General features: G+C 72.8%; 19 protein-coding genes. 10 read left to right on the top strand and 9 right to left on the bottom strand.

What is annotated here, in order from left to right:
- The first annotated feature begins 158 nt into the window (after positions 1-158).
- Genes DEJ31_RS10635 through rfbD form a run of 5 tightly spaced genes read left to right on the top strand, consistent with a single transcriptional unit; the run spans position 159 to position 6,286 of the window.
- Positions 159-1,100: a glycosyltransferase family 2 protein gene (locus tag DEJ31_RS10635; RefSeq protein WP_110902738.1), complete on the top strand. Its 942-nt coding sequence runs from the start codon at positions 159-161 to the stop codon at positions 1,098-1,100.
- Positions 1,093-2,700 carry a glycosyltransferase family 39 protein gene (locus DEJ31_RS10630; protein ID WP_111121818.1) on the top strand — a complete coding sequence of 536 codons (1,608 nt, stop codon included), beginning with the start codon at positions 1,093-1,095 and terminating at the stop codon, positions 2,698-2,700. The genes DEJ31_RS10635 and DEJ31_RS10630 overlap by 8 nt, the downstream gene beginning before the upstream one ends.
- On the top strand, positions 2,697-4,388 hold the full coding sequence (locus DEJ31_RS10625) for a glycosyltransferase family 39 protein (RefSeq protein WP_111121817.1): 1,692 nt from the start codon (positions 2,697-2,699) through the stop codon (positions 4,386-4,388). Before DEJ31_RS10630 ends, DEJ31_RS10625 begins: the two co-directional genes overlap by 4 nt.
- 45 nt (positions 4,389-4,433) lie before the next feature.
- Complete coding sequence (gene rfbB / locus DEJ31_RS10620; protein WP_111121816.1) at positions 4,434-5,420, top strand: dTDP-glucose 4,6-dehydratase; 987 nt, start codon at positions 4,434-4,436, stop codon at positions 5,418-5,420.
- Between the two features lie 14 nt (positions 5,421-5,434).
- Positions 5,435-6,286, top strand: a complete 852-nt coding sequence (gene rfbD / locus DEJ31_RS10615) for a dTDP-4-dehydrorhamnose reductase (RefSeq protein WP_111121815.1) — start codon at positions 5,435-5,437, stop codon at positions 6,284-6,286.
- Between the two features lie 86 nt (positions 6,287-6,372).
- Here the strand turns inward: rfbD and DEJ31_RS10610 are convergent, their stop codons facing one another.
- Positions 6,373-7,488, bottom strand: coding sequence for a glycosyltransferase (locus tag DEJ31_RS10610; RefSeq protein WP_258366265.1), 1,116 nt, complete (start codon positions 7,486-7,488; stop codon positions 6,373-6,375).
- Between the two features lie 69 nt (positions 7,489-7,557).
- Between DEJ31_RS10610 and DEJ31_RS10605 the strand changes: the two genes are divergently transcribed.
- The 3 genes from DEJ31_RS10605 (at position 7,558) to DEJ31_RS17205 (ending at position 10,607) form a co-directional block, all read left to right on the top strand.
- Complete coding sequence (locus DEJ31_RS10605) at positions 7,558-8,547, top strand: YbhN family protein (RefSeq protein WP_111121814.1); 990 nt, start codon at positions 7,558-7,560, stop codon at positions 8,545-8,547.
- A 55-nt stretch (positions 8,548-8,602) separates the two neighbouring features.
- On the top strand, positions 8,603-9,745 hold the full coding sequence (locus DEJ31_RS10600) for a glycosyltransferase family 1 protein (RefSeq protein WP_110902732.1): 1,143 nt from the start codon (positions 8,603-8,605) through the stop codon (positions 9,743-9,745).
- A gap of 157 nt (positions 9,746-9,902) precedes the next feature.
- Positions 9,903-10,607 carry a hypothetical protein gene (locus DEJ31_RS17205; protein WP_111121813.1) on the top strand — a complete coding sequence of 235 codons (705 nt, stop codon included), beginning with the start codon at positions 9,903-9,905 and terminating at the stop codon, positions 10,605-10,607.
- Between the two features lie 48 nt (positions 10,608-10,655).
- On the opposite strand, the gene purE is transcribed toward DEJ31_RS17205, so the two are convergent.
- The 6 genes from purE to DEJ31_RS10565 all read right to left on the bottom strand — a co-directional run bounded on the left by purE (position 10,656) and on the right by DEJ31_RS10565 (position 17,163).
- Positions 10,656-11,165, bottom strand: a complete 510-nt coding sequence (gene purE / locus DEJ31_RS10590; protein WP_258366264.1) for a 5-(carboxyamino)imidazole ribonucleotide mutase — start codon at positions 11,163-11,165, stop codon at positions 10,656-10,658.
- A gap of 121 nt (positions 11,166-11,286) precedes the next feature.
- Complete coding sequence (locus DEJ31_RS10585) at positions 11,287-13,092, bottom strand: glycoside hydrolase family 6 protein (protein WP_181433504.1); 1,806 nt, start codon at positions 13,090-13,092, stop codon at positions 11,287-11,289.
- Between the two features lie 124 nt (positions 13,093-13,216).
- Positions 13,217-14,353, bottom strand: a complete 1,137-nt coding sequence (locus tag DEJ31_RS10580) for a 5-(carboxyamino)imidazole ribonucleotide synthase (RefSeq protein ID WP_111121811.1) — start codon at positions 14,351-14,353, stop codon at positions 13,217-13,219.
- 3 nt (positions 14,354-14,356) lie between these two features.
- A complete protein-coding gene (locus DEJ31_RS10575) occupies positions 14,357-15,664 on the bottom strand; it encodes a UDP-glucose/GDP-mannose dehydrogenase family protein (RefSeq protein WP_111121840.1) in 1,308 nt (435 codons plus the stop codon).
- A 103-nt stretch (positions 15,665-15,767) separates the two neighbouring features.
- A complete protein-coding gene (locus DEJ31_RS10570) occupies positions 15,768-16,301 on the bottom strand; it encodes a PH domain-containing protein (RefSeq protein ID WP_110902728.1) in 534 nt (177 codons plus the stop codon).
- A gap of 4 nt (positions 16,302-16,305) precedes the next feature.
- Positions 16,306-17,163, bottom strand: coding sequence for a biotin--[acetyl-CoA-carboxylase] ligase (locus tag DEJ31_RS10565; protein WP_258366263.1), 858 nt, complete (start codon positions 17,161-17,163; stop codon positions 16,306-16,308).
- Positions 17,164-17,237: 74 nt separating this feature from the next.
- Between DEJ31_RS10565 and DEJ31_RS10560 the strand changes: the two genes are divergently transcribed.
- Complete coding sequence (locus DEJ31_RS10560) at positions 17,238-18,833, top strand: acyl-CoA carboxylase subunit beta (protein ID WP_111044324.1); 1,596 nt, start codon at positions 17,238-17,240, stop codon at positions 18,831-18,833.
- Positions 18,830-19,093, top strand: a complete 264-nt coding sequence (locus tag DEJ31_RS10555; RefSeq protein WP_111044325.1) for an acyl-CoA carboxylase subunit epsilon — start codon at positions 18,830-18,832, stop codon at positions 19,091-19,093. Before DEJ31_RS10560 ends, DEJ31_RS10555 begins: the two co-directional genes overlap by 4 nt.
- Positions 19,094-19,554: 461 nt before the next feature.
- Here DEJ31_RS10555 and DEJ31_RS10550 read toward each other — a convergent pair whose 3' ends face one another.
- Positions 19,555-20,616: a hypothetical protein gene (locus tag DEJ31_RS10550; protein ID WP_181421478.1), complete on the bottom strand. Its 1,062-nt coding sequence runs from the start codon at positions 20,614-20,616 to the stop codon at positions 19,555-19,557.
- On the bottom strand, positions 20,613-22,007 hold the full coding sequence (locus DEJ31_RS10545) for a sensor histidine kinase (protein WP_110902725.1): 1,395 nt from the start codon (positions 22,005-22,007) through the stop codon (positions 20,613-20,615). The genes DEJ31_RS10550 and DEJ31_RS10545 overlap by 4 nt, the downstream gene beginning before the upstream one ends.
- Positions 22,008-22,022: the final 15 nt, after the last annotated feature.

The raw sequence follows: 22,022 nt of genomic DNA, 5'->3' as shown, positions 1-22,022 counted from the left end.
CACAAGGCGCCTCGAACGGACTCGCGAGCGCGGGCACACCGGTGCCCTCCTCCGGTGGGTGGACGACATCACGTATGGTGAACGCGGCCTGAAACGCTCCCGCGCGCCATCACCTCGAGCATGCGCGCCCAACGACCAGATCGAGACGCCCGAACGCAGTGAAGCTCTTCATCCAGATCCCGTGCCTCAACGAGGAGCAGACGCTCCCCGCAGTCCTCGAGACGATCCCCCGGTCGATCCCCGGCATCGACGAGATCGAGATCCTCGTGATCGACGACGGTTCGACCGACCGCACCGTCGAGGTCGCGAAGGCCCACGGCGTGACCCACTTCGTCCGTCACGCCCAGAACATGGGCCTGGCGCGCTCGTTCCGCGACGGCGTCGACTACGCGCTGCTGCACGGTGCGGACATCGTCGTGAACACCGACGGCGACAACCAGTACCCGCAGGCGCAGATCGCGGACCTGGTCCTGCCGATCCTCGAGAAGCGTGCCGAGATCGTCATCGGCGACCGGCAGACGCGAACCATCGAGCACTTCTCCGGCTTCAAGAAGCTCATGCAGCGCTTCGGCTCCTGGGTCGCCAGCCGCGCAGCCGGCCTCGACCTGCCCGATGCCGCGAGCGGGTTCCGCGCCTACTCGAAGTACTCGCTCATCCGGCTCAACATCGTCACGCGGTTCAGCTACTGCATGGAGACGATCGTGCAGGCCGGCTACAAGCGCATCGCGATCGCCAGCGTGCCGATCACGACGAACGCCAAGACACGTGAGTCGCGGCTGTTCAGCAACATCTGGCAGCACATGTTCGAGTCCGGGTCCGCGATCGCCCGCGTCTACCTGATGTACCGACCGATGGCCCTGTTCGCCTCGGTCAGCGCCGTGCTCGCCGTCTGCGGGCTCATCCCGTTCATCCGGTACCTGGTGCTGCTCTACACGGACTCGGGAGGCGACCACCTGCAGTCGCTCCTGCTCGGGCTGGTCCTCGTCATCACGGCGGTGCTCGCGATGACGATCGGCGTCGTCGCGGACCTGACGCGGCTGAACCGGACCCTCGCCGAGGAACAGCTCGACCTGCAGAAGCTCGCCCGGTACGGTGACTGACCCCGCCCCTCCGGTGCGACGTCGCGAGTGGGTCGTCGTCGCCGCGGTGACGGCGACGTTCGGCTTGCTGCTCGTGCTCTGGGCGGCTCTCGTCCCGACCTTCCAGGCGCCCGACGAGCGTGCGCACTTCGACGCGGCCGTGCACGTCGCGATCGGCGACGGCTGGCCCGACCCGGGCGACCTCCGCGTGCTCGACGCGGTCCAACAGGCGAGCGGCCCCCGACCCGACAGCGCCCCGACCATGGGTGAGCTCCTGCGCTCGACCGGGGCTTCGTCGTCGGACACCGTCGACCAGATGACCCAGCACCCGCCGACCTACTACCTCGTCGCAGCGGGTGTGCTCCACCTGGTCGACTTCGAGTCGCTCCGGCCGCACGTCGCGCTGCTCGCGGTCCGGCTCCTCGGTGCCCTGTTCGTCCTGCCGCTGCCGGCACTCGCCTGGGCCACCGTCCGGCGGGTGACCCGGTCGCCCCGTGCCGCGCTGGTCGGGGCGTTCGCCGTCCTCGCCGTCCCCGAACTCGCCTCGATCGGTGCCTCGGCGTCGAACGACGCGCCCGTCGTGCTCTTCGCGGCGACCACCGTGTGGCTGGCCGTCCGGGTGATGACCGGCGACGACCGGGTCCGCACCGCGCTCGCCCTCGCCCTGTCCCTCGGCGTCGCGATCGTCTGGAAGGGCACCGCGCTCCCGCTGATCCCGTTCGTGGCGGTCGCCGTGCTCGTCGCGCCGATGCGTCGAGCCGGGGTCCTGCCGCGCGCCGTCCGGGCGCTCTGGGTCCTCGCCCTCGCCGCCGCCGTCGGCGCGTGGTGGTGGGTGCGCAACCTCCTCGTCTTCCACACGCTGCAGCCCAGCGGCTTCTCGGCCATCCGCCCGCCGAAGCCCTTCCCGACCGGGACCGGCCCCGACCCGGCCGCCTTCGCCGACGTGTCGTGGTCGACGATCGCCCGGACGTTCTGGGGCAGCTTCGGCGGACGGGCGCAGTGGATCCTCTCCCCCGTGGTCTTCGAGACCGCGACGGTCCTGGGTCTCGGTGCCCTGCTCGTCTGGGGCTTCCGACGCGCGCCGGGGCTCCGCGTCGCGATCACGCTCGCCGTGCTGCCGGCGACGATCTTCGTGCTGCAGACCGCGAACGCCTGGGGAAGCTACCGCGCCACCACGTTCATCGGCGCGACCCAGGGCCGGTACTACTTCCCCGCGCTGCTCGCGTTCATCACCCTCAGCGCGATCGCCTGGCGCCGTGCTGTCCAGACCGACCGCGGCCGTCGCCGGTTCGCCGTCGTCGTCTCGGCCCTGTCCGCCGCGTTGGCGGTCTACGGCCTGCTGTTCACCTACGGCAGCATCGCCGAGCACTCTCGGATCCGGGTGACGCCATCCGGACTCGACGTGCTCGCCACGTCGTCCCCGGTGCCGGTCCCCGCGATGGTGGTCGGGTGGCTCGTCGCGGCCGTGGTGCTCGCCGCCGCGGTGGTGGTCGCCGCCACGCTGCGGCCGTCCGTCGACGACCCGTCCTGGACCGACCCGCTCGGTACCGCAGGCGCCGGGACCGAGACCGGAACCGAGACCGAGACCGAGACCGTCCACCGTGGAGGGACGACCGCATGAGCACCACGCGAACGCGGACCCGCGCGGTGGCCGCCCGCCCCGCCGTCGATCGTCGACACGACCGACCGCCCGTGGGCCGTCGCGAGGCCACCACGGTCATCGGCCTGACCGTCGTCTTCGGGCTCGTCCTCGCCCTCTGGGCGTACGTCAACCCGTCGCTCCACGGCCCGGACGAGCTCGCGAACGTCGACGCGGTGATCCACCTCGCGATGGGGCAGGGCTGGCCGCCGGCCGGTGACCTGCACTACCTGCAGGGCCTGCTCGCCCAGAACGTCCCGGTGCACCTGCCCGCCGCCACGGACCGTCCGGACTTCGCGACGATCGTCGGTGACGGCTCGGAGAACCCGCTCGTCAACCCGATGTCGCAGCACCCGCCGACCTGGTTCCTGGTGCAGGCGGTGGTCGCCCACCTGCTCGACTTCGCCGGCCGCCGCTGGGACATCGTCGTGCTCGGCATGCGCCTGGTCGACGTCGCGGTCATGCTCCCCGTCCCGGCGCTCGTCTGGGCGAGCGTCCGTCGGGCGACCGGTTCGCCCCGGACCGCCGTGGCCGCGGCCGCGACCCTCCTGGCCGTCCCACAGGTCGCGCAGCTCGGCTCGTCGGTGTCGGTGTGGGTGCCCGTGATCACCGCCGGCGTGCTCGCCACGTGGCTCGCGGTGCGTGTGCTCACCGGGGACCGCTCCTGGTGGACGGTCCTCGCCCTCGGCGGCGCACTGGCCGTGGGGACCGCGGTGATGGCCGGCGGCGCGATCGCCGTCCCGTTCGCGCTCCTGGCCGTGGTCGTGGCGCGGAACGGGTCCGGGCCACTCGGCCGCCTGCTGCGTGCGCTCGTCGTGCTCGCGGTCCCTGCCGTCACCACCGCGTGGTGGTACGTCGCGCTGGCCGTGCAGACCGGCACGTCGCAGCCCGATCCGTTCCCCGCCGTGTCGAGGTCGTGGCCCGCGCACGAGTCGCCCGCCCCGACGCAGTTCGCGGGCGCGTTCTGGAACGGCATGTCCAACTCGTTCTGGGGCCTCCTCGGCCGGTACGAGTGGCCGCTGTCGGCCGTGCTCGTCGACTCCTTCACCGTGATCGCCCTGGCGGCGCTGGTCTGGGGGCTCAGCCGCCGCACCGTGGACCGCCGCACCGTGCTGGTCGCCGCGGCCTTCCCCGTGACGGCCCTCGTCGTCGTGCTCGCCCGCGACTGGGCCACGTACGCCAGCCACCTCGGCGTCACCGTCAACCAGGGCCGGTTCCTCTTCCCGGCGCTGGCCGCGTTGCTCGTTGCCCAGGCCTGCGCGTGGCGTGCCCTCGTCGAGCGCGACGTGGTCCGGGTCCGCCTGGCACGCGCCGCGATCGTCGTGGCGCCGCTGGTCGCGGTCGCCGCGCTGGGGCTGCTCTACTCGGGGTCCTACGAGGAGCTCGTCTTCCGCATCTCGGTCGCGGGACGTCAGACGCTCTTCGGCTCGCTGCCGTACGGCGTCCGTCCGCTCGCGGCCCTCGTCGTCGCCACCGCGCTGGTCGGCCTCGTGACGCTCGTGCTGGCCTGGGGTGCGGTCGGGCGACGGGGACCGCAGCGCGCGTCGACCGCCTCCGCGGTCGGAGCGGACGACGCCGATGCTGCCCGCCCCGTCGGCACCGGCCCGCAGGACGTGCCCGGCGCCGACCAACCCGACCACGACCCCGACCACGACAACGGCGCCCGGTAGACTCACCGCCGACCGACCGCTCACCGATCACTGAAGGAACAACGCGTGAAGATCCTCGTCACCGGAGGGGCCGGCTTCATCGGCTCGAACTTCGTCCGCCGTACGCTGCAGGACGCCTACCCCGGCCTCGAAGGTGCCGACGTCGTCGTGTACGACGCGCTCACCTACTCGGGCAACCTCGAGAACCTCGCGTCGGTGGCGGACTCGCCGCGGTACACCTTCGTGCAGGGCGACATCACCGACGCCGCCAAGCTCGACGAGGTCGTCCCGGGCATCGACGCCATCGTGCACTTCGCCGCCGAGTCCCACGTCGACCGTTCGGTCCGCGACTCCGGCATCTTCGTCGAGACGAACGTCGTCGGCACCCAGCGTCTGCTCGACGCCGCACTCCGCCACGGCACCGAGCGTTTCGTGCACGTCTCGACCGACGAGGTCTACGGGTCGATCAGCGAGGGCTCGTGGGACGAAGGGCGCCCGCTCGAGCCGAACTCGCCGTACTCGGCGTCGAAGGCCGGCAGCGACCTGCTCGCGCGCAGCTACCACCGCACGCACGGGCTGAACCTCTCGATCACGCGCTGCTCCAACAACTACGGGCCGTACCACTTCCCCGAGAAGGTCATCCCGCTCTTCGTCACGAACCTCATCGACGACCGGCACGTGCCGCTCTACGGCGAGGGCGACAACATCCGCGACTGGCTGCACGTCGACGACCACACCCGCGGCATCGCGATGGTCCTGACGAAGGGCCGCGCGGGCGAGATCTACAACATCGGTGGCGGCACCGAGCTCACGAACAAGGAGCTCACCCAGCTGCTCCTCGACGCGACCGGCAAGGACTGGTCGTACGTCGACCGCGTCCAGGACCGTCTCGGCCACGACCTGCGCTACTCGGTCGACATCTCGAAGATCCAGGCCGAGCTCGGCTACGAGCCGCAGGTGCCGTTCGAGCAGGGCCTGGCCGACGTCGTGCAGTGGTACCGCGACAACCGCGCCTGGTGGGAGCCCCTCAAGGAGCGCGCGGCGCTCAGCTGAGCCCGGCGACGACGATGACGCGCACCCTCATCACCGGCGCCGCCGGCATGCTCGGCCGCGACCTCCAGCTCGCACTGCAGGGTCGTGACGTGACCGCGCTCGGCCGCGCCGACCTGGACATCACCGACCCGGACGCGGTGGACGCGGCCGTCGCCGGCCACGACGTCGTGATCAACTCGGCGGCGTACACGAAGGTGGACGACGCCGAATCGCACGAGGACGAGGCCGCCGCGGTGAACGCCACCGGCCCGCGGCTCCTCGCCGAGGCAGCGGTACGCCACGGCGCGAAGCTCGTGACGATCTCGACGGACTACGTGTTCGACGGCAACGGCACCGCGCCCTACGCCGAGGACGCACCCACTGATCCGCTGAACGCGTACGGGCGGACCAAGGCGGTGGGCGAGGCGGCCGTCCGACAGGTCGCGCCGGATTCGTCGTACATCGTGCGGACCGCGTGGATCTACGGCGAGCACGGCCCGAACTTCGCCGCGACCATGCTCCGGCTCGCGGCCTCGCACGACACGGTCTCGGTGGTCACCGACCAGGTCGGGCAGCCGACCTGGACCGGTGACCTGGCCGCCCGCATCGTCGAGCTCGTCGACCGGGACGCTCCGGCTGGCATCTACCACGGCACGAACTCGGGCCAGGGCTCCTGGTACGACTTCACGCGCGCGATCTTCGCCGAGAACGGACTGGACCCCGAGCGCGTGCTCCCCACCGACAGCGCGTCCTTCGTCCGTCCCGCACCGCGCCCGGCGTACAGCGTGCTCGGGCACGACGCGTGGTCCCGAGCCGGTCTCGCCCCGATGCGTGACTGGCGCGAAGCGCTCCACGCGGCGGTCGAGGCGGGGGCCCTGCGCCGCTGACTCGTCCTGACGGGGCGACGACGGACGGGAGGCGCGGTGCCAGCTGGCACCGCGCCTCCCGTCCGTCGTCGGTCCGGCGCGCTCCGTCAGCGGACGATCGCAGCCAGCCGCTCGTCGAGCGGTCCGACGGCTGCCGCCGGCCGGAACCGCTCGGCAGCCGCAGCAGCAGCGGAGCGGCGTTCGGCGAGGAACGCCCGGTCCTCCGCCAGGGCACGGAGCGTGGCGGCGAGGGCGCCGGCGTCGCCCGGCGGGACGCCGATCACCGCGTCCCCGAACGCCCGGCGCTGCGGCGCGGTGTCGCTCGTCACGACCGCGAGGCCGGCGGCCGCGCACTGGTAGACCTTGTTCGGCACGACCTTTCGTGCCTTCGGTGTCGTGCCGAGGATGCCGATGCCGACGTCGTGCCCGGCGACGAGGGCCGGCAGCTCCTCGGACGCGACCCACGGGATCCACTCGGTGGGGGCGCCCCCCGCAGCAGCGGCCTGCGCCGCCTCGAGGTCCTGGCCGGAGCCGATCATCGTGACGCGGACGGGGTCCTCCGGTCGGAGTCCCCCGATCGCGGCGCCGATCGTCGCCGCACCCTGGAGCGGGGTGAAGAGCCCGAAGAACACCACACGCAAGGGCCCGTCGGTGGCTGCCGAGGGCGACGGCTCCTGCGCGGCGTCGTACCACTGCGCCGTGGCCCCGACGGGGACGACGACCGCCTTCGCCCGCAACCGCTCGGGCACCAGGTCGCGGTGCTCATCGGTGTCGAGGACCACCACGTCGGCGATCCGCAGCGCCGCGCCGTCGATCGCGCGGAGCAGCCGCTGCTTGAGGCCGGTGCCGCCGACCCCACGGTCCTGGGCGGTCGTCGCGGCGAACACCAGGTGGTCGAGCACGATCGGCGTGCGTGGGAAGAGCAGGCGTGCGAGCCAGACGTCGAAGTGCCCCATGTAGCCGACGAGCACCGCGTCCGGCCGGCCGACCGCCCGCGCGCGCACCGCCTTCCCGGTGAGCCGTGACCAACTCCGGACGAGTCGCCCGGCCATCTGCACGGCTCCGGAGCGGGCGCCGAGCATGGCGACGCGCTCGCGCGTGGAGAGGCCGAGCGGGACGTTCGCCTCGGCGACCACGTGTCCGCGCGCGCGCAAGCCGTCGGCGAGCACACGCACTCGAGGGTGGTCCGCCGCCTGGTATGTTCCGAAGGCCAAGATCCGCACGTGGGGCCGTCCTCTCCGATGCTCGCGCGCGCCGGATCCGAGCCGGCGCCCGATCAACCCTAGGTGAGAATGACCGAACCCCAGCAGCCCGCCGGACGCTCCCGGACGAAGACGATCGTCCGCGTCGTCGGCCTGGTCGTCGCCCTCGTGCTGTGCGTCGCCTTCCTCGTCCCGCGCGCCGGGGACATCGTCGACGCCTTCGGCCGACAGGACCCGCTGACCCTGGTCGCCGCGTTCGTCACGGGCGGGGCGGCCACCTACGTCACGTTCCTGTCCTGGCGGTCGCTGATGTCCGGGGCCGGACACCGGATCCCCCTGGGTGCTGCGCAGCGGGTGTTCTTCCTGTCGCAGATCGGCAAGTACATCCCCGGCTCGGTGTGGCCGATCGTGGCGCAAGCCGACCTGGGCCGCGAGCACCGGGTCCCCGCGGCGCGCAGTGTCGCGGTGGGCATGCTCACCCTCCTCATCAGCTGCGGCGCGGGCGTCTCGGTCGCGGCGGTGACCATCCCCTTCGTGCAGCCCGACGCGTTCTCGCGGTACTGGTTCGTCGTGCTCCTCGTGCCGGTGGTCCTCGCGGCCCTGCACCCGGCCGTGCTCCGTTTCGGGCTGCGTTTGGCCTCGAAGGTCACCCGCCGGGACCTCGGCACGCTCGAGATCAGCACCGGCGCCGTCGTCCGCGCGTTCGGGTGGGCGCTGCTGGCGTGGGTGGTGTTCGGCCTGCACATCGTCCTGGTGCTGGTGCCGCTCGGACAGGTCGACCTCCGCGTGACGACGCTCACCGTCGGCGCCTACGCCCTCGCCTGGCTCGTCGGCTTCCTGGTCTTCTTCCTGCCGGCCGGGCTCGGCGGACGCGAGGCCGTCCTCACCGCGCTGCTCACCGCCGGGGTGCCGCTCGGCGCGTCAGCGGCGGTCAGCGTCGCCGTGACCTCCCGTGTTCTCCTGACGGTCGTCGACCTGGTGTTCGCCGGGGCTGCCGTGCTCGGGGAACGCCGACGTCGGCGCGCGCCTGCTGTGGACGACACCAGCGACCTCCCCGGTTCTCCCGAACGCCACTGGTAGCCTCGTCAGTCGACCCCGGGACGACCCGGGACGCACCACCGAGGAGCCCTGCCAGATGACCACACTCCGCGTGATCGTGGACCAGGTGCTCGCACCGGTACCCGGCGGCATCGGCCGTTACGCGGAGGAACTGACCCGGCAGCTCATCGCGACCGCCCCGGACGGTTGCGACGTCGAAGCGGTCGTCTCCGCGTCCTCGGCCGCCGAACTGCAGCGTCTCCGGACACTCCTGCCCGGGCTCGCCGACCTCGACCGGCTCGCGCTCCCCCGTCGTGAACTGGCCCTCGCGTGGCAGGGCGGTCTCGCCCACGGCGCCTCGCACGGCATGGTGCACGCACCGAGTGTGCTCGCACCGCTGGTCAAGCACGACCGTGTGCAGGAACCGGGTCGGCAGACGGTCGTCACGGTGCACGACACGGTCCCGTGGACGAATCCCGAGACCCTGACGCCGCGCGGCGTGCACTTCCACAAGGCGATGGTGAAGCGCGCCTACAAGTACGCCGACGCCGTCGTGGTCCCGACCCACGCGGTCGCCGGACAGCTCAACGAGATCCACCGGTTCGACGACCGACTGCGGGTCATCGGCGGCGCACCGAGCGGGCGCCTGCGCGTGCCGGTCGACGCCGACCTCCGCGCCGAGCGCCTGGGCCTGCCCGACCGCTACGTGCTGGCCGTCGGCACGCTGGAGCCCCGGAAGGGCCTCACCGCGCTCATCGACGCGATGGCCCACCCCGACGCGCCAGCGGACGTCCCCCTGGTCATCTCCGGGCCGGACGGGTGGGGCGACGTGGACGTGCACGGCACCGCCGAACGCGCCGGGCTCGACCCGTCACGGGTGAAGGTGCTCGGACGGGTCGACGACGCCGACCTCGCCGTGGCGTACGACCGTGCCACCGTCTTCGTGTTCCCGAGCCTGGCCGAGGGCTTCGGGCTCCCCGTGATCGAGGCGATGAGCTTCGGCGTCCCGGTGATCCACTCCGACGACGAAGCCGTCAGCGAGGTCGCGTCCGACGCCGGTGTGTGCGTCGCACGGAACCCCCGGGACACCTACCCCGAGCGTCTCGCGCAGGCGATGTACCAGGTCGTCAACGACCCGCACCTCGCGGGCCAACTCGCCATCGCCGGTCCGGACCGCGCCCGGATGTTCGACTGGCGGGACTCCGCCCTCGAGACCTGGCAGCTGCACGCCGACCTCTGACTCGGGGCGTCGGTACTGGTCGGCGTCGGTACTGGTCGGCGTCGGTACTGGTCGGCATCGGTACTGGTCGGTCCGGCAGCGTCACGGCTCGGCATCGATCGCCCGCTCCGCCGTGTCCCTGGCCGGGAGGCCCGTCCTCGGCTGCCAGGATCGGCTCATGACCCGTCGTCACCCGTCCACGGCCCTCACCGCCGCCATCACCGTCGGCGTCGGGGCGGCCCTGTTCCTGACCGCGTGCTCCGGCGGCGACACCCCGGCACCGACCCGGAGTGCGACCGCGACGACGACCTCGAAGCCGACCCGGACACCCTCGCCCACCCCGCCGGCGACGGCGACGAACCCGCCCGACCCGTCTTCGCCCGCGACGTCGGCACCGGCACCGGGGAACGACGACGGCGCCGACGGCTCCGGACAGGGCAACGGCAACGGCGGTGGCGTCACCGACCCGGTCAGCGTCGACTTCGGCACCGTGAGCCAGCAGGGCATCGCGGCGGCCGGTGGTGGGAAGGTCGTCTCCCTCGCCGGGTCGGGCGACCTCTGGACCGTCGTCGTCGCCGGGCCCGACGGCTCACTGACGCAGTCCGTGGTGTCCGCCACGCTCGGCCGGGTCACCTCCGGACCGTTCCCGAAGGACTCCGACGCCGCGACGAAGACCGTGAACGCAGCACGTGCCGCCGGACTGCGGGTGGATGCCGACGCCGCCGCCGCGAAGGCCACCGCAGCGGTCCCGGGCAGCACCCTCGCCAGCCTGCAGCTCGGCGGGAGCGGTTCCGCGCCGACCTGGACCGCGACGGTGTCCGCGGGTGGGGCCAGCCGCACGGTGACCGTGGACGGCGTGACGGGCGCGGCCCGAGCCTCCTGACCGTCGACCGGTGCCACTGACCTCGCGCGGGCGCGGGCGTCGGGCAGGTCAGCGGGCGTCGCGGAGCGCCTGCGCCTTCCGCTCGACGGCCTGCTCGAGCTCGGTGGCGTACTCGGCGAGCCGGGCCGCGACCGTGGGCTCGGACGACCCGATGATGCGCGCTGCGAGGAGCCCGGCGTTCGCCGCACCGTTGATGGCCATCGTCGCGACCGGGATGCCCGCGGGCATCTGGACGATCGACAGCAGTGAGTCGAGGCCGTCGAGGCGGGCAAGCTGCACCGGGACACCGATGACGGGCAGGGTCGTCACCGAGGCGACCATGCCGGGCAGGTGGGCGGCCCCGCCGGCGCCGGCGATGACGACGCGGATGCCGCGACCGGCGGCCTCACGACCGAAGCGCATCATCTTGTCCGGGGTGCGGTGCGCCGACACGACGTCCGCCTCGTAGGGGATCCCGAGCTCGTCGAGCACGTCGGCTGCGGCGCGCATGGTCGGCCAGTCCGAGTCGGAACCCATGATGACGGAGACGAGGGGGTCGGGAGCGGCGCTGTCGGTCACCCTGCCGAGCCTAGCGGCGGGTGGCGGGCGTCACCCGCCGGGCGAGCCGGGCCAGCCGCACGAGCCGGGCGAGCCGGGTCAGCCGCACGAGCCGGGCGAGCCGGGCGACCGGACGGGTCCGTCAGCGGACCGTCACGGTGCGGCAACCGAACGAGGCGTCCCCGCCGCGGCCGAGCCCGGTCGCCGTGACGCACACGGTGTGCCGACCTGACGCGACGGCCAGCGTCCGCGCGTAACCGTGCGACGATCCGGCGGTGTACACGCGGTCGACGTCGGGACGGGAGCCCGAGGCGGCGACACCCGTCGGGCGCTGACCGTCGATCCGCACGGTGACGGTGACCGGGGTGCTGACCGCGTCCCGGTCGAAGGCCCACCCCGACACGGCCACGCGACGTGTCGCAGGGGACGTCACCGCGTCGAGCCGGCCGACGGGGGCGCTCGCGGCCACCGTCACGGTCCGACACACCGAGGTGGGGACGGCGCGGACGGGGGTGCTCGTGACACCGGGAGCGACGTCGGACACGACCGCGCACACCCGGTGCGTGCCCGCGGGACCCGGCACGACGGTCTGGAACCCGTGTGCTGCTCCGGCACCGGTGGCCCGTGCGACGTCGGGGCGGTCGAGGCCCGCAGTGGTGGTCGCGACGGTCCGACCGTCGACGGTGATGCCCACGGGGAGCGACGCGCCGGGCGCGTCCGCGTCGACCGTCCAGCCCCGGACCGCGATGCCCGCCGGGGCCGTGGTCGCCGAGTCCAGTGCGACCCGCGGCGCCACGGGCTGCCGCGTCGCCGGGGTCGGCGTCGGCGTCGCCGGGGTCGGCGTCGGCGTCGGCGTCGGTGTCGGTGTCGGTGTCGGTGTCGGTGTCGGCGTCGGCGTCGGGACCGGGGTACCCAGTGCGGCGTTCGCGACGAGCGCTTGCGCGTACGCCGAGTACCACGTCCCGGCCCGGGGTCCGCCGTTGCAGGTGCCGTCACTCGCGCCGGGCGTCTTCACCCAGAGCAGTGCGTCGAGCGCGGTGCCGTCGGTGGCCACCCGGGGCGTCGTGCCGAGGCCGGCGCCCGGCGCGTTGCACCAGGTCCCCCGCCACCCGGTGCCGTTCCGCGACGTGTCGATCACGTAGTGCGACCCGCCCGTCAGGGCGGAGACCCGCTGTGCGTACGCCTGCTCCTGCGCGACCGGGTAGTAGTTCGCGACGTTGGTGGAGAACCCGCGGGCGGTCTGGACGCCGGCCTTGACGAGGCGGTCCGCCATCGTCGCCGCCGGAACCCAGTTCGAGTTCCCCGCGTCCAGGTACGCGGGGACACCGGCAGCGGTGAAGGCCGCGACCTCGCGCGAGAGGATCCGGTAGCGCTGCTGGTCCAACGACCCGGTGCAGGCACTGTTGCTGAGCATCGCGAGCGAGTCCGGTTCGACGACGACCACCGCACGCTTCCCGGCGACGAGTGACACGACCTGGTCGACCCAGCGGTCGTAGGAAGTCTCGTCGAAACCACCCGCCGAGTAGCCGCCGCAGTCACGCTGCGGGATCGCGTAGGTGACGAAGACCGCGGTCGTGCCGGTGGCGGCGGCACCGTCGGTGGCGGCGGTCACGGTCTCGGTCAGGGTGGTGCCCTGCGTCCATTCACCGAGCCAGGTCGCCACCGGGTAGCGGGCGATCGTCGAGGCGGCAGCGGCTCCGGCCGGGTCGGTCGTGCGGAGCGCCGCGGCGGCCTTCGCGGCCTCACTGGTCGGCGGGTTGTACTGTCCACCGCCGTAGACCTGTGCCGCGGTGCGTGCGCGGAGCTCGGTCGGGGTGGCAGCGGCTGCGGGGCTCGAGTCGGACCCGGACAGGACGAGCCCGGAGGCGACGAGTCCGACCGTCACGACGGCGACGGCGAGCGCGACGGCGGACGCCCTGGTCGTTCGCGGTGCCCTGGTCGAGCGCATGTGGGGTCCCCCGGGAGTCAGCGTGGTCAGCCTCCCCATGGCACCACGGCGCGCCCAGGACGACCACCGCCAGTCCGGGTGCCACCCGATGTGGTGGCAGGCGTCAGCCGTCAGCCATCAGGGGTCAGTCGTCGAAGTGCGCTGCTGCGGCCCGGGCGCGGTAAACGACGTCGTCCACGTCGTCTCCGGTCACCGTGACGTGGCCGATCTTCCGACCGGGGCGCGGGGCCTTGCCGTAGAAGTGGTACTTCGCCTCCGGGAACGCGGCGAGCGCCGCCGGGTACCGACCCGCCAGGTCACCGTCACCGGGCCCGCCGAGCACGTTGACCATGACCGCGACGGGAGCGTTCGTCCCCGTCGCGCCGAGCGGCAGGTCGAGCACGGCCCGCAGGTGCTGCTCGAACTGGCTCGTGGTCGCCCCGTCGATCGACCAGTGGCCGGTGTTGTGCGGACGCATCGCGAGTTCGTTGACGAGGATGCGGTCGTCGTCGGTCTGGAAGAGCTCCACCGCCAGGACCCCGGTGACGTCGAGCTCCTCGGCGACGCGGACGGCGATCGACTCGGCCAGGTCGGCCATCCGACCGGCACTCGCGGGCGCGGGCGCGATCACCTCGGCGCACACCCCGTCACGCTGCATCGTCTCGACGAGCGGCCAGGCGACGATCTGTCCGGACGGCCGTCGGGCGACGGACTGCGCGAGCTCTCGGGTGAAGGCGACGAGTTCCTCGACGAGGAGCGCCTGGTCCCCGCCGGACTCGGCCACCGCGATGAACCAGTCCTCGACGTCGGCGGGGTCGGTGACGACACGGACGCCCTTGCCGTCGTACCCGCCCCGCGGGGTCTTCACGACGGCGCGTCCGCCGTGCTCGGCGAGGAACGCGCGGAGCTCGTCGGCGTCGTGCACGGCGGCCCAGTCCGGCACCGGGAGCCCGAGCTCGGTCAGCCGACGACGCATCGTGATCTTGTCCTGCGCGACCGCGAGCGGCGCGGGGCCCGGTCGGACCGCCACACCGGCGTCGACCAGCGCGGCGAGGACGTCCTGGGGCACGTGCTCGTGGTCGAAGGTGACGACGTCGACGTCCTGCGCGAACGCCAGGACGGTCTCGGCGTCGTGGTAGTCACCCTCGGCGGTCGCGGCGATGGCCGCGGACATGCCCGGTCCCTCGGCGAGGACCCGGATGTCGAGGCCGAGCTCCACCGCGGCGGGCACCATCATCCGCGCCAGCTGGCCACCACCGATGACCCCGACTCGCAGCGCCATCGATCAGCGTCCCATGCCGTGGTAGGCGAAGCCCGCGGCGCGCCAGGCGTCCCGGTCCAGGCAGTTGCGGCCGTCGATGACGACCGGGGTGGCGACGGCTGCGGCGACAGCGGCGGCGTCGAGCTCACGGAACTCTTTCCACTCGGTGAGCACGAGCACGATGTCGGCGCCGGTGACGGCCTCGGTCACGGTCTCGACGTAGTCCAGCTCGGGGTGCAGACGGCGCGCGGTGACGATGGCCTCCGGGTCGTACGCGGCGACGTCGGCACCGAGTCCACGCAGGCGCGCGGCGATGTCGAGCGACGGCGAGTCCCGGACGTCGTCGGAGTTCGGCTTGAACGCGAGCCCGAGGACCGCGACGCGCTTGCCGGTGACGTCGCCGCCCAGGGCCTGCGTGGCGAGTTCGACGACGTGCGCCCGGCGGCGGAGGTTGATCGCGTCGATGTCGGCCAGGAACGCGAGCGACTCGCCCACGCCGAGCTCGTCGGCGCGGGCCTGGAACGCGCGGATGTCCTTCGGTAGGCAGCCGCCGCCGAAGCCGAGGCCGGCGTTCAGGAACTTCCGGCCGATGCGGGCGTCGTGTCCGATGGCGTCGGCGAGGGCGGTGACGTCGGCGCCGACGACCTCGGCGATCTCGGCCATCGCGTTGATGAACGAGATCTTGGTCGCGAGGAACGCGTTCGCGCTGACCTTGACGAGTTCCGCCGTGGCCAGGTCGACGACGAGACGAGGGGTGTCCTCGGCGAGCGCGACGGCGTACACCTCGTCGAGCGCCGCGACGGCGGCTTCGCCCTCGGGGCCGGCGGGCACGCCGTAGACCAGGCGGTCCGGCGCGATGGTGTCCTGCACGGCGAAGCCCTCGCGGAGGAACTCCGGGTTCCAGACCAGCGTGGCACCGGGGACGGCCGCGCTGACGTCCGCGGCCAGGCGGGCCGCGGTGCCGACGGGGACGGTCGACTTGCCGACGACGAAGTCCCCCGCGGACAGGTGCTCGGTGAGCGAGGCGACGGCGGCGTCGACGTACTTGAGGTCGGCGGCGCCGGTCGGTCCCTGCGGGGTGCCGACGGCGACGAAGTGGACCCGCGCGCCGGCGACCTCGGCCATGTCGGTCGTGAACCGGATCCGACCGGAGGCGAGGGCCTCGGTCAGGATCTCGGGCAGACCGGGCTCGAAGAACGGTGCTTCGCCCGCCGCGAGTCGTTCGATCTTCCCCGGGTCGACGTCCACCGCGACGACGTCGTGTCCGAGCTTGGCCATGGAGGCGGCGTGGACGGCACCGAGGTAACCGCAGCCGATGACAGAGATACGCACGGGACGACGGTACCGGGTCGTCGCCCGGTCCACGAGACGGTGAACCGCAAGAGAACGCGCGGTTCCCCGCAGTGTCTCCGCAGATCCGAGTCGGAGCGTGCGACTAGCGGTCGTGTCGGGCGGTCCCGCGGACGATGTCGTCCCAGTCGGGTTCGCGGTGCCGACGTCGTGCCTCGTGCGCCTCGACCAGGTCGTGCAGCACGGCGACGACGAGGTCCGCGTGCGGGACGTCGGCGAGCACGAGCGCCGGGTCGTCTCCCGGGAACACGAGCACGTCGCCCGAACGGAACAGCCCCTGGGCGCCCTGTCGCCGCACGGTGACGTCGTACCCGCGCGAGTGCAGCAGCTCCCGGCGGGTCCGGGTGCCGAGACCGTGCGAGACCACGAGTCGCCGGGTGGTCACGACGTACCGCTGGGACATCCACCGCAGCAGCGGCACGACGCCGCCGAGCAGGACGAGCACGACGACCACGACCGCGACGACGACGTTGAGCCAGGCGAGTTCCGCGCGGAACACCCCGAAGCCGAACCCGCCGGCGGCCGCGACGAGCACGACGAAGACCGCGGGACGGACGAGTCGTCGGGCGTGTGGCCGGAGCCGGGCGACGACGAGCTCGGGGGCAGGCTCGTCCGTCATGGGCTCATGCATAGCGCAGGTGGGTGACGTCCCCCACCGCGACGCCCCTGGAGGCGCCGGTCCGGTCCCGGATCGTGATGCGGCCGTCGTCGTCGACGCCGGTCGCGTCGGCCTCGACCGTCGATCCGTCCGGCAGCTCGAGGCGCACCCGCTGGCCGACCGTCCCGCACACGGCCCGGACGTGCGAACGGACCGCGTCGGCGGCGGCACCTCCCGCGACGAGCCCGGCCACGGCCTCCTGGAGGCCCGTCCAGAGGTCCGTCAGGACCGCGTCGGCGAGTGCCGTGGCCGGTCCGGTCGCACCGGCCACGAGCAGGGAGGTGGCGGTCGGGGTGGGCAGCGCGCCGGCCCGGATCGTGAGGTTCACGCCGACGCCGACGACTACGGACCCGTCGGCGGCGACCTGGCAGAGCACACCGCTGACCTTGCGGCCGTCGACGAGGACGTCGTTCGGCCACTTCACGAGCACGCGGTCATCCGCGTCCGTCTGCGCGTCTGTGTCCGTCTGAGCGTCCGCGTCCGTCTGCGCGTCGGCGTCGGCGAGCACGCCGGCGACGGCGTCGCGAACGGCGGCTCCGGCGACGAGCGGCAGCCAGCCCCGGTCGCGCGGGTCGAGGTCCGCCCGCACCAGCACGCTCGCGGCCAGGGTCTGGCCCGCGGGGGCCACCCACGACCGGTCCAGCCGTCCGCGTCCGGCGGTCTGGTCGAGGGTCACCACGACGCTGCCGGAGGCCAGGTCCGGTGCGTCACGGAGTAGGTCGGCGTTCGTCGACCCCGTCGTCGGCAGCACCGTCATCGTCGCGCCGGCGCCCTGGACGGCGGCGCTGGCGGAGACGAAGTCGGGTGTGACCGGTGTGGACATGCACGCAAACCTACGGCCCGGAACCGTGGGGGTCCTCCAACGGGGGTGTCCCGCACCGCCGGTAGGGTGAGCGGGTGACCACAGGAGACACCCCCGATCTCTCGACGACCGCAGGCCGTCTGGCTGACCTCCGCGACCGGTACCACGAAGCCGTGACCGCCGCAGGCGAGTCCGCGATCGCGAAGCAGCACGCCAAGGGCAAGATGACGGCCCGCGAGCGGATCGACCAGCTGCTCGACGAGAACTCCTTCGTGGAGCTCGACGAGTTCGTCCGCCACCGCACCCACGCCTTCGGGATGGAGTCGAAGCGTCCCTACGGCGACGCGGTCGTCACCGGCCACGGCACCATCCACGGCCGACAGGTCGCGGTCTACGCGCAGGACTTCACGGTCTTCGGCGGTTCCCTCGGTGAGGTCGCCGGTGAGAAGATCGTCAAGGTGATGCAGCACGCACTGAAGACCGGTGTGCCGATCATCGGCATCCTCGACTCCGGTGGCGCTCGCATCCAGGAGGGAGTGGTCGCGCTCGGCAAGTACGGCGAGATCTTCCGCCTCAACACCGCGGCCTCCGGCGTCATCCCGCAGATCTCGATCGTGATGGGCCCGGCGGCCGGTGGCGCCGTGTACTCCCCCGCCCTCACCGACTTCGTGATCATGGTCGACAAGACCAGCCACATGTTCGTCACCGGCCCGGACGTCATCAAGACGGTCACCGGTGAGGACGTCGGCTTCGAGGAACTCGGCGGCGCGCAGACCCACAACGCGGTCTCCGGGGTGGCGCACTACCTGGCCGAGGACGAGACGGACGCGCTCGACTACGCGCGCTCGCTCATCGGGTTCCTGCCGGACAACAACCTGTCCGATCCGCCGACGTACGACGTCGCGCCGGAGCTCGAGACGACCGACGCCGACCGCGAGCTCGACGTCGTCATCCCGGACTCCACCAACCAGCCGTACGACGTCACCCAGGTCATCGAACACGTGGTCGACGACGGCGAGTTCCTCGAGGTGCAGCCGCTCTTCGCGCCGAACATCATGATCGGCTTCGGCCGGGTCGAGGGCCGCACGGTCGGCATCATCGCGAACCAGCCGCAGGCGATGGCCGGCACGCTGAACATCGACGCCGGCGAGAAGGCCGCGCGCTTCGTCCGGTTCTGCGACGCCTTCGGGATCCCGATCCTGACCCTGGTCGACGTCCCGGGGTACCTGCCCGGGACCGATCAGGAGTGGACGGGTGTGATCCGCCGCGGTGCGAAGCTCCTGTACGCCTACGCCGAGGCCACCGTGCCGCTCGTCACCGTGATCACCCGCAAGGCGTACGGCGGCGCGTACATCGTGATGGGCTCGAAGCAGCTCGGGGCGGACATCAACCTCGCCTGGCCGACCGCCGAGATCGCGGTCATGGGCGGCCAGGGCGCGGTGAACATCCTCTACCGCAGCGAGATCAAGCGTGCCGAGGAAGCCGGCGAGGACGTCGCTGCCGTCCGCACGAAGCTCGCGAACGAGTACACCTACAACGTGGCGTCGCCCTACCTGGCGGCCGAGCGCGGCGAACTCGACGGGATCATCCAGCCGCACGCCACGCGCGTGTCGGTCATCAAGGCGCTCCGGGCGCTGCGCGGCAAGCGGGCGAGCCTGCCGCCGAAGAAGCACGGGAACATCCCGCTGTGAGCCCACGCCACGCTGCCGACGTCCCGGCAGACGCCCCGACCCACGCCACCGCGTCGGTCGCGGACGTGCGTGTCGTCGGCGGGGACCCGACACCCGAGGAGCTCGCGGCCGTGATCGCGGTGCTGCAGCGTCAGGCCGACGACGCTGCCGCTGCCGGGGGTGCCCAGACGGAGTCGTCACCGCGGGACGGCTGGACCCGCTCTGCCCGAGGGATGCGCGGACCGCTCCAGCAGGGCTCCTGGAGCCGGTCTCTCCGCTGAGCCCGTTCGCGTCCGGTACCGGTCCGGTACCGCCGGCGGTCTGTACCCCGTTCGGTACCGACCGGTGTCGACCTCGGCACAGCGGCGGACGCACCGTTCGGTCTCCCCTCACTCGGGGGTCGTCCACGCCAGGAACCGCCGCAGATCGCCCGAATTGTCCCCCGAAATGACGACTGACACCCCCTGGTGCTGTTGGCATCATTGTCTGTGTTCGGTGTTCTTCGTTGAAGTGCATCGCCGGTCGGTGGCCGACTAGGGTACGAAGCCACCGCCGAGACGAGTCAGGGCGATATTCGGGTTGTCGCTCTGCCTCGGGTCGTGAACGGGCCGGTCGGTAGCTCCGACCGGCCCGTTCCCCGTTTCCGGGGCGTTCCCCGTTTTCCGAGGCGTTCGCGGTGTCCGAGGCGTTCCCTGTCTCCGGGGCGTTCGCGGCTCCCGCACCTGCGCTGGCGGATCGGCCGTCAGCCCTGGGTCGCGTACCGGTCGATCTCGAGCCACAGCGCGACGGAGTCGTCGCCGTCGTCGTCCTCGTCGTCGTCCGCTGCCCCGAGGGCTGCGGACTCGCTCTCAGCCGCGTCCAGCCGCAGTCCGACCACGGTCACCGCGGCGTCGGCGTTGTCCGGCACGGTCCGGACGATCACGTTGTCGGCGTCGGCCTCGTACGCGCGTCGCAGTGCGTCGGCGAGCTCGGCGTGCACACGCTCCTGTTCGACCGTGTCGAGGTCGTCCAGGCCGCCGTCGTCGTGCAGCTGCACGACGGCGCCGCGACGGCGCAGGCGCATGACCTCCGCCCGGACGTCGTCGGACAGCAGCGAGCGGCCGCGGATCTCGTCGCGGATCGCCTGCTCGAGGTGCAGGCTCTCGGCACGCTCGTCCTCGTCCAGGCCCCCGCACGTGTCGATGATGCGCTGGAGCATCGGCAGCGCCATCCGCGTCGTCTGGCCGAGCCGGACCTGTCGTTCGGACACGTGCGCGTCCTGCGCCGCCTGCCAGTCGACGGTCTCCTGCTCCGCGCGGACGAAGTCCCGGGTGATCCGGGTGGCGTGGCTCATCGCGATCGCGAACCCGGTGGCGACGGACAACCAGATCACGTTGCCGAGCGCACCCAGCTCGCCCAGTGCCTCCAGGCCGGCCCAGCCGACCGAGTGCACCGTGCAGAAGGCGACGCCGACCCAGGCGAAGCGACCGCGCTGCCGGACGGCCAGCACGACCATGAGCGTGCCGACGGCGGCGATCCACCACGTGGCGTACGTCGGGGCCACCGCCAGGTCGACGACGGTCGAGCAGACGAGGGGCATCACGACGGCGGTGGCGAGTGCGAACCACGCCACCCACACCGGCAGGACCGGGCCGCGCACCAGCAGCGCGAGAGCGGTCGCCGCCGCGTAGAGGACCATGCAGGCGACGATCGGTGCGGCCTTCGCCGGCGTCCCGGGCAGCGTGGTGACGGCGAGGACCAGGTGCAGCAGCGAGAAGAGCGCCGCGAGTCCGATGGCGACACCCGCCGGGATGGAGGCCCTCATGCGTCCGCTCCCGCCTGGCGGACCGAGCCGGTCCGGTGAGCGGAACGGTCGTCGGCGCGGAGCGCCGGCCAACGGAGCACGATGCGGGTGCCGGAGCCGGGGGCGGTGCGGAGATCGGCCTCGCCGTCGGCGGCGGCCATCCGCTCGATGATCGAGCGCCGGACACCGAGGCGTTCGGCCGGGACCGCGTGCGCGTCGAACCCGGTGCCGTCGTCGGCGACCTCGACCTGCACGGACGAGCCGTCCGCGGCGATCGTCACCCAGCGCGAGACGTCGTCGCCGGCGTGCTGCACGCTGTTCACCGCCGCCTGGAGCGCGGCCGAGGCGATCGCGTCCGCCGCCGAGAACGGCAGCGCCGGACCCGCCATCGGGAGGCTTCGCACCTCGACCGGGGCGCCGAGGGACGTGACGGACGTGGCGATCCGGTTCCGCAGGACGTCGAACGGCACGACCTGGTCATCCCCCGGGCCGTCGGCGGCGGCCGCGGCGAGGTGGTCGATCGCGTTCCGTGCCATGCGTGCGGCGAGGGTCTTCGCGTCCGGGGTGTCCGCACGCGCTGCGGACAGCAGCGTCGTGAGCACGCTGTCGTGCACGATGGCGTCGACCTGGACACGCTCGACCTCGGTGGCGTGCTCCCGGATCGCCCGTGAGTACCGACGGACCGCGGTGGCCTGGGCGACGTCGACCGCCGCCGCCGCACGACGCAGCACCACGATGAGGATCAGCGCCGCGATGCCGAGGACCGCGGTGTAGGCGCCGTCGAGGAACGCCCGCTGCGGGCCGACCGCACCGCCGGCCGGCGAGAGCCGCAGCACGACGTAGATGATCGGCACGAGGGCGTTGTAGACCGCGGCACGCCACGTGGCGAAGCTCAGCGAGGCGGCGATCGTGCCGACGTTGCAGAGCCACCACGGCCACGGGGACTGGTCGACCGGCAGCGATCGGTCGACCGTCAGCGGAAAGGTCAGCAGCGCGACGAGGAACAGCAGCGCGCAGACGGTCTGCGCCGCCTGGGACCAGCGCTGCACGATCGCCGAGACGCCGACCGCGACGAGCGACAGCGCCATCACGATCGCCGTCGTGGGTGCCCAGACCGGGTCGAGGTACGGCAGTTGCTTGAGGAGGCCGGGGACGTTCACCGCCCCGAACCCGATCGCGGCGATGGCCATCAGGATCGTGAACGCCCGGTCGAGCGACGCCTGGGTGATCGTGGCGCGGACCGACCGCGACGGATCGGCCCAGCCGGCGCCGCGGACGTGACCCGGACCGTTCCCGTCAGGTCCGGCGGGCCCGGCATCGATCGGACCGGCCGCGGCGGGTCCGGTGGCTGCGGGGGACGACGGACGCCGGGCCGCTGCCGGCCCGGCGTCCGCCGATGCGTCGGTGGTCACGAGGACCGACCGGCG

The organism is Curtobacterium sp. MCPF17_031, from assembly GCF_003234035.1.
Taxonomy (GTDB): Bacteria; Actinomycetota; Actinomycetes; order Actinomycetales; family Microbacteriaceae; genus Curtobacterium.
Note: the sequence above shows the minus strand (reverse complement) of the source record. Positions and strands in the feature narration are given on the sequence as shown.

Excerpts from the sequence above, each read along its gene's own strand:
- DEJ31_RS10625 (WP_111121817.1), top strand. The coding sequence starts at position 2,697 with ATGAGCACCACGCGAACGCGGACCCGCGCGGTGGCCGCCCGCCCCGCC.
- rfbD (WP_111121815.1), top strand. The coding sequence starts at position 5,435 with ATGACGCGCACCCTCATCACCGGCGCCGCCGGCATGCTCGGCCGCGAC.
- DEJ31_RS10605 (WP_111121814.1), top strand. The coding sequence starts at position 7,558 with ATGACCGAACCCCAGCAGCCCGCCGGACGCTCCCGGACGAAGACGATC.
- DEJ31_RS10600 (WP_110902732.1), top strand. The coding sequence starts at position 8,603 with ATGACCACACTCCGCGTGATCGTGGACCAGGTGCTCGCACCGGTACCC.
- DEJ31_RS17205 (WP_111121813.1), top strand. The coding sequence starts at position 9,903 with ATGACCCGTCGTCACCCGTCCACGGCCCTCACCGCCGCCATCACCGTC.
- DEJ31_RS10585 (WP_181433504.1), bottom strand. The coding sequence starts at position 13,092 with ATGCGCTCGACCAGGGCACCGCGAACGACCAGGGCGTCCGCCGTCGCG.
- DEJ31_RS10580 (WP_111121811.1), bottom strand. The coding sequence starts at position 14,353 with ATGGCGCTGCGAGTCGGGGTCATCGGTGGTGGCCAGCTGGCGCGGATG.
- DEJ31_RS10570 (WP_110902728.1), bottom strand. The coding sequence starts at position 16,301 with ATGACGGACGAGCCTGCCCCCGAGCTCGTCGTCGCCCGGCTCCGGCCA.
- DEJ31_RS10565 (WP_258366263.1), bottom strand. The coding sequence starts at position 17,163 with ATGTCCACACCGGTCACACCCGACTTCGTCTCCGCCAGCGCCGCCGTC.
- DEJ31_RS10550 (WP_181421478.1), bottom strand. The coding sequence starts at position 20,616 with ATGAGGGCCTCCATCCCGGCGGGTGTCGCCATCGGACTCGCGGCGCTC.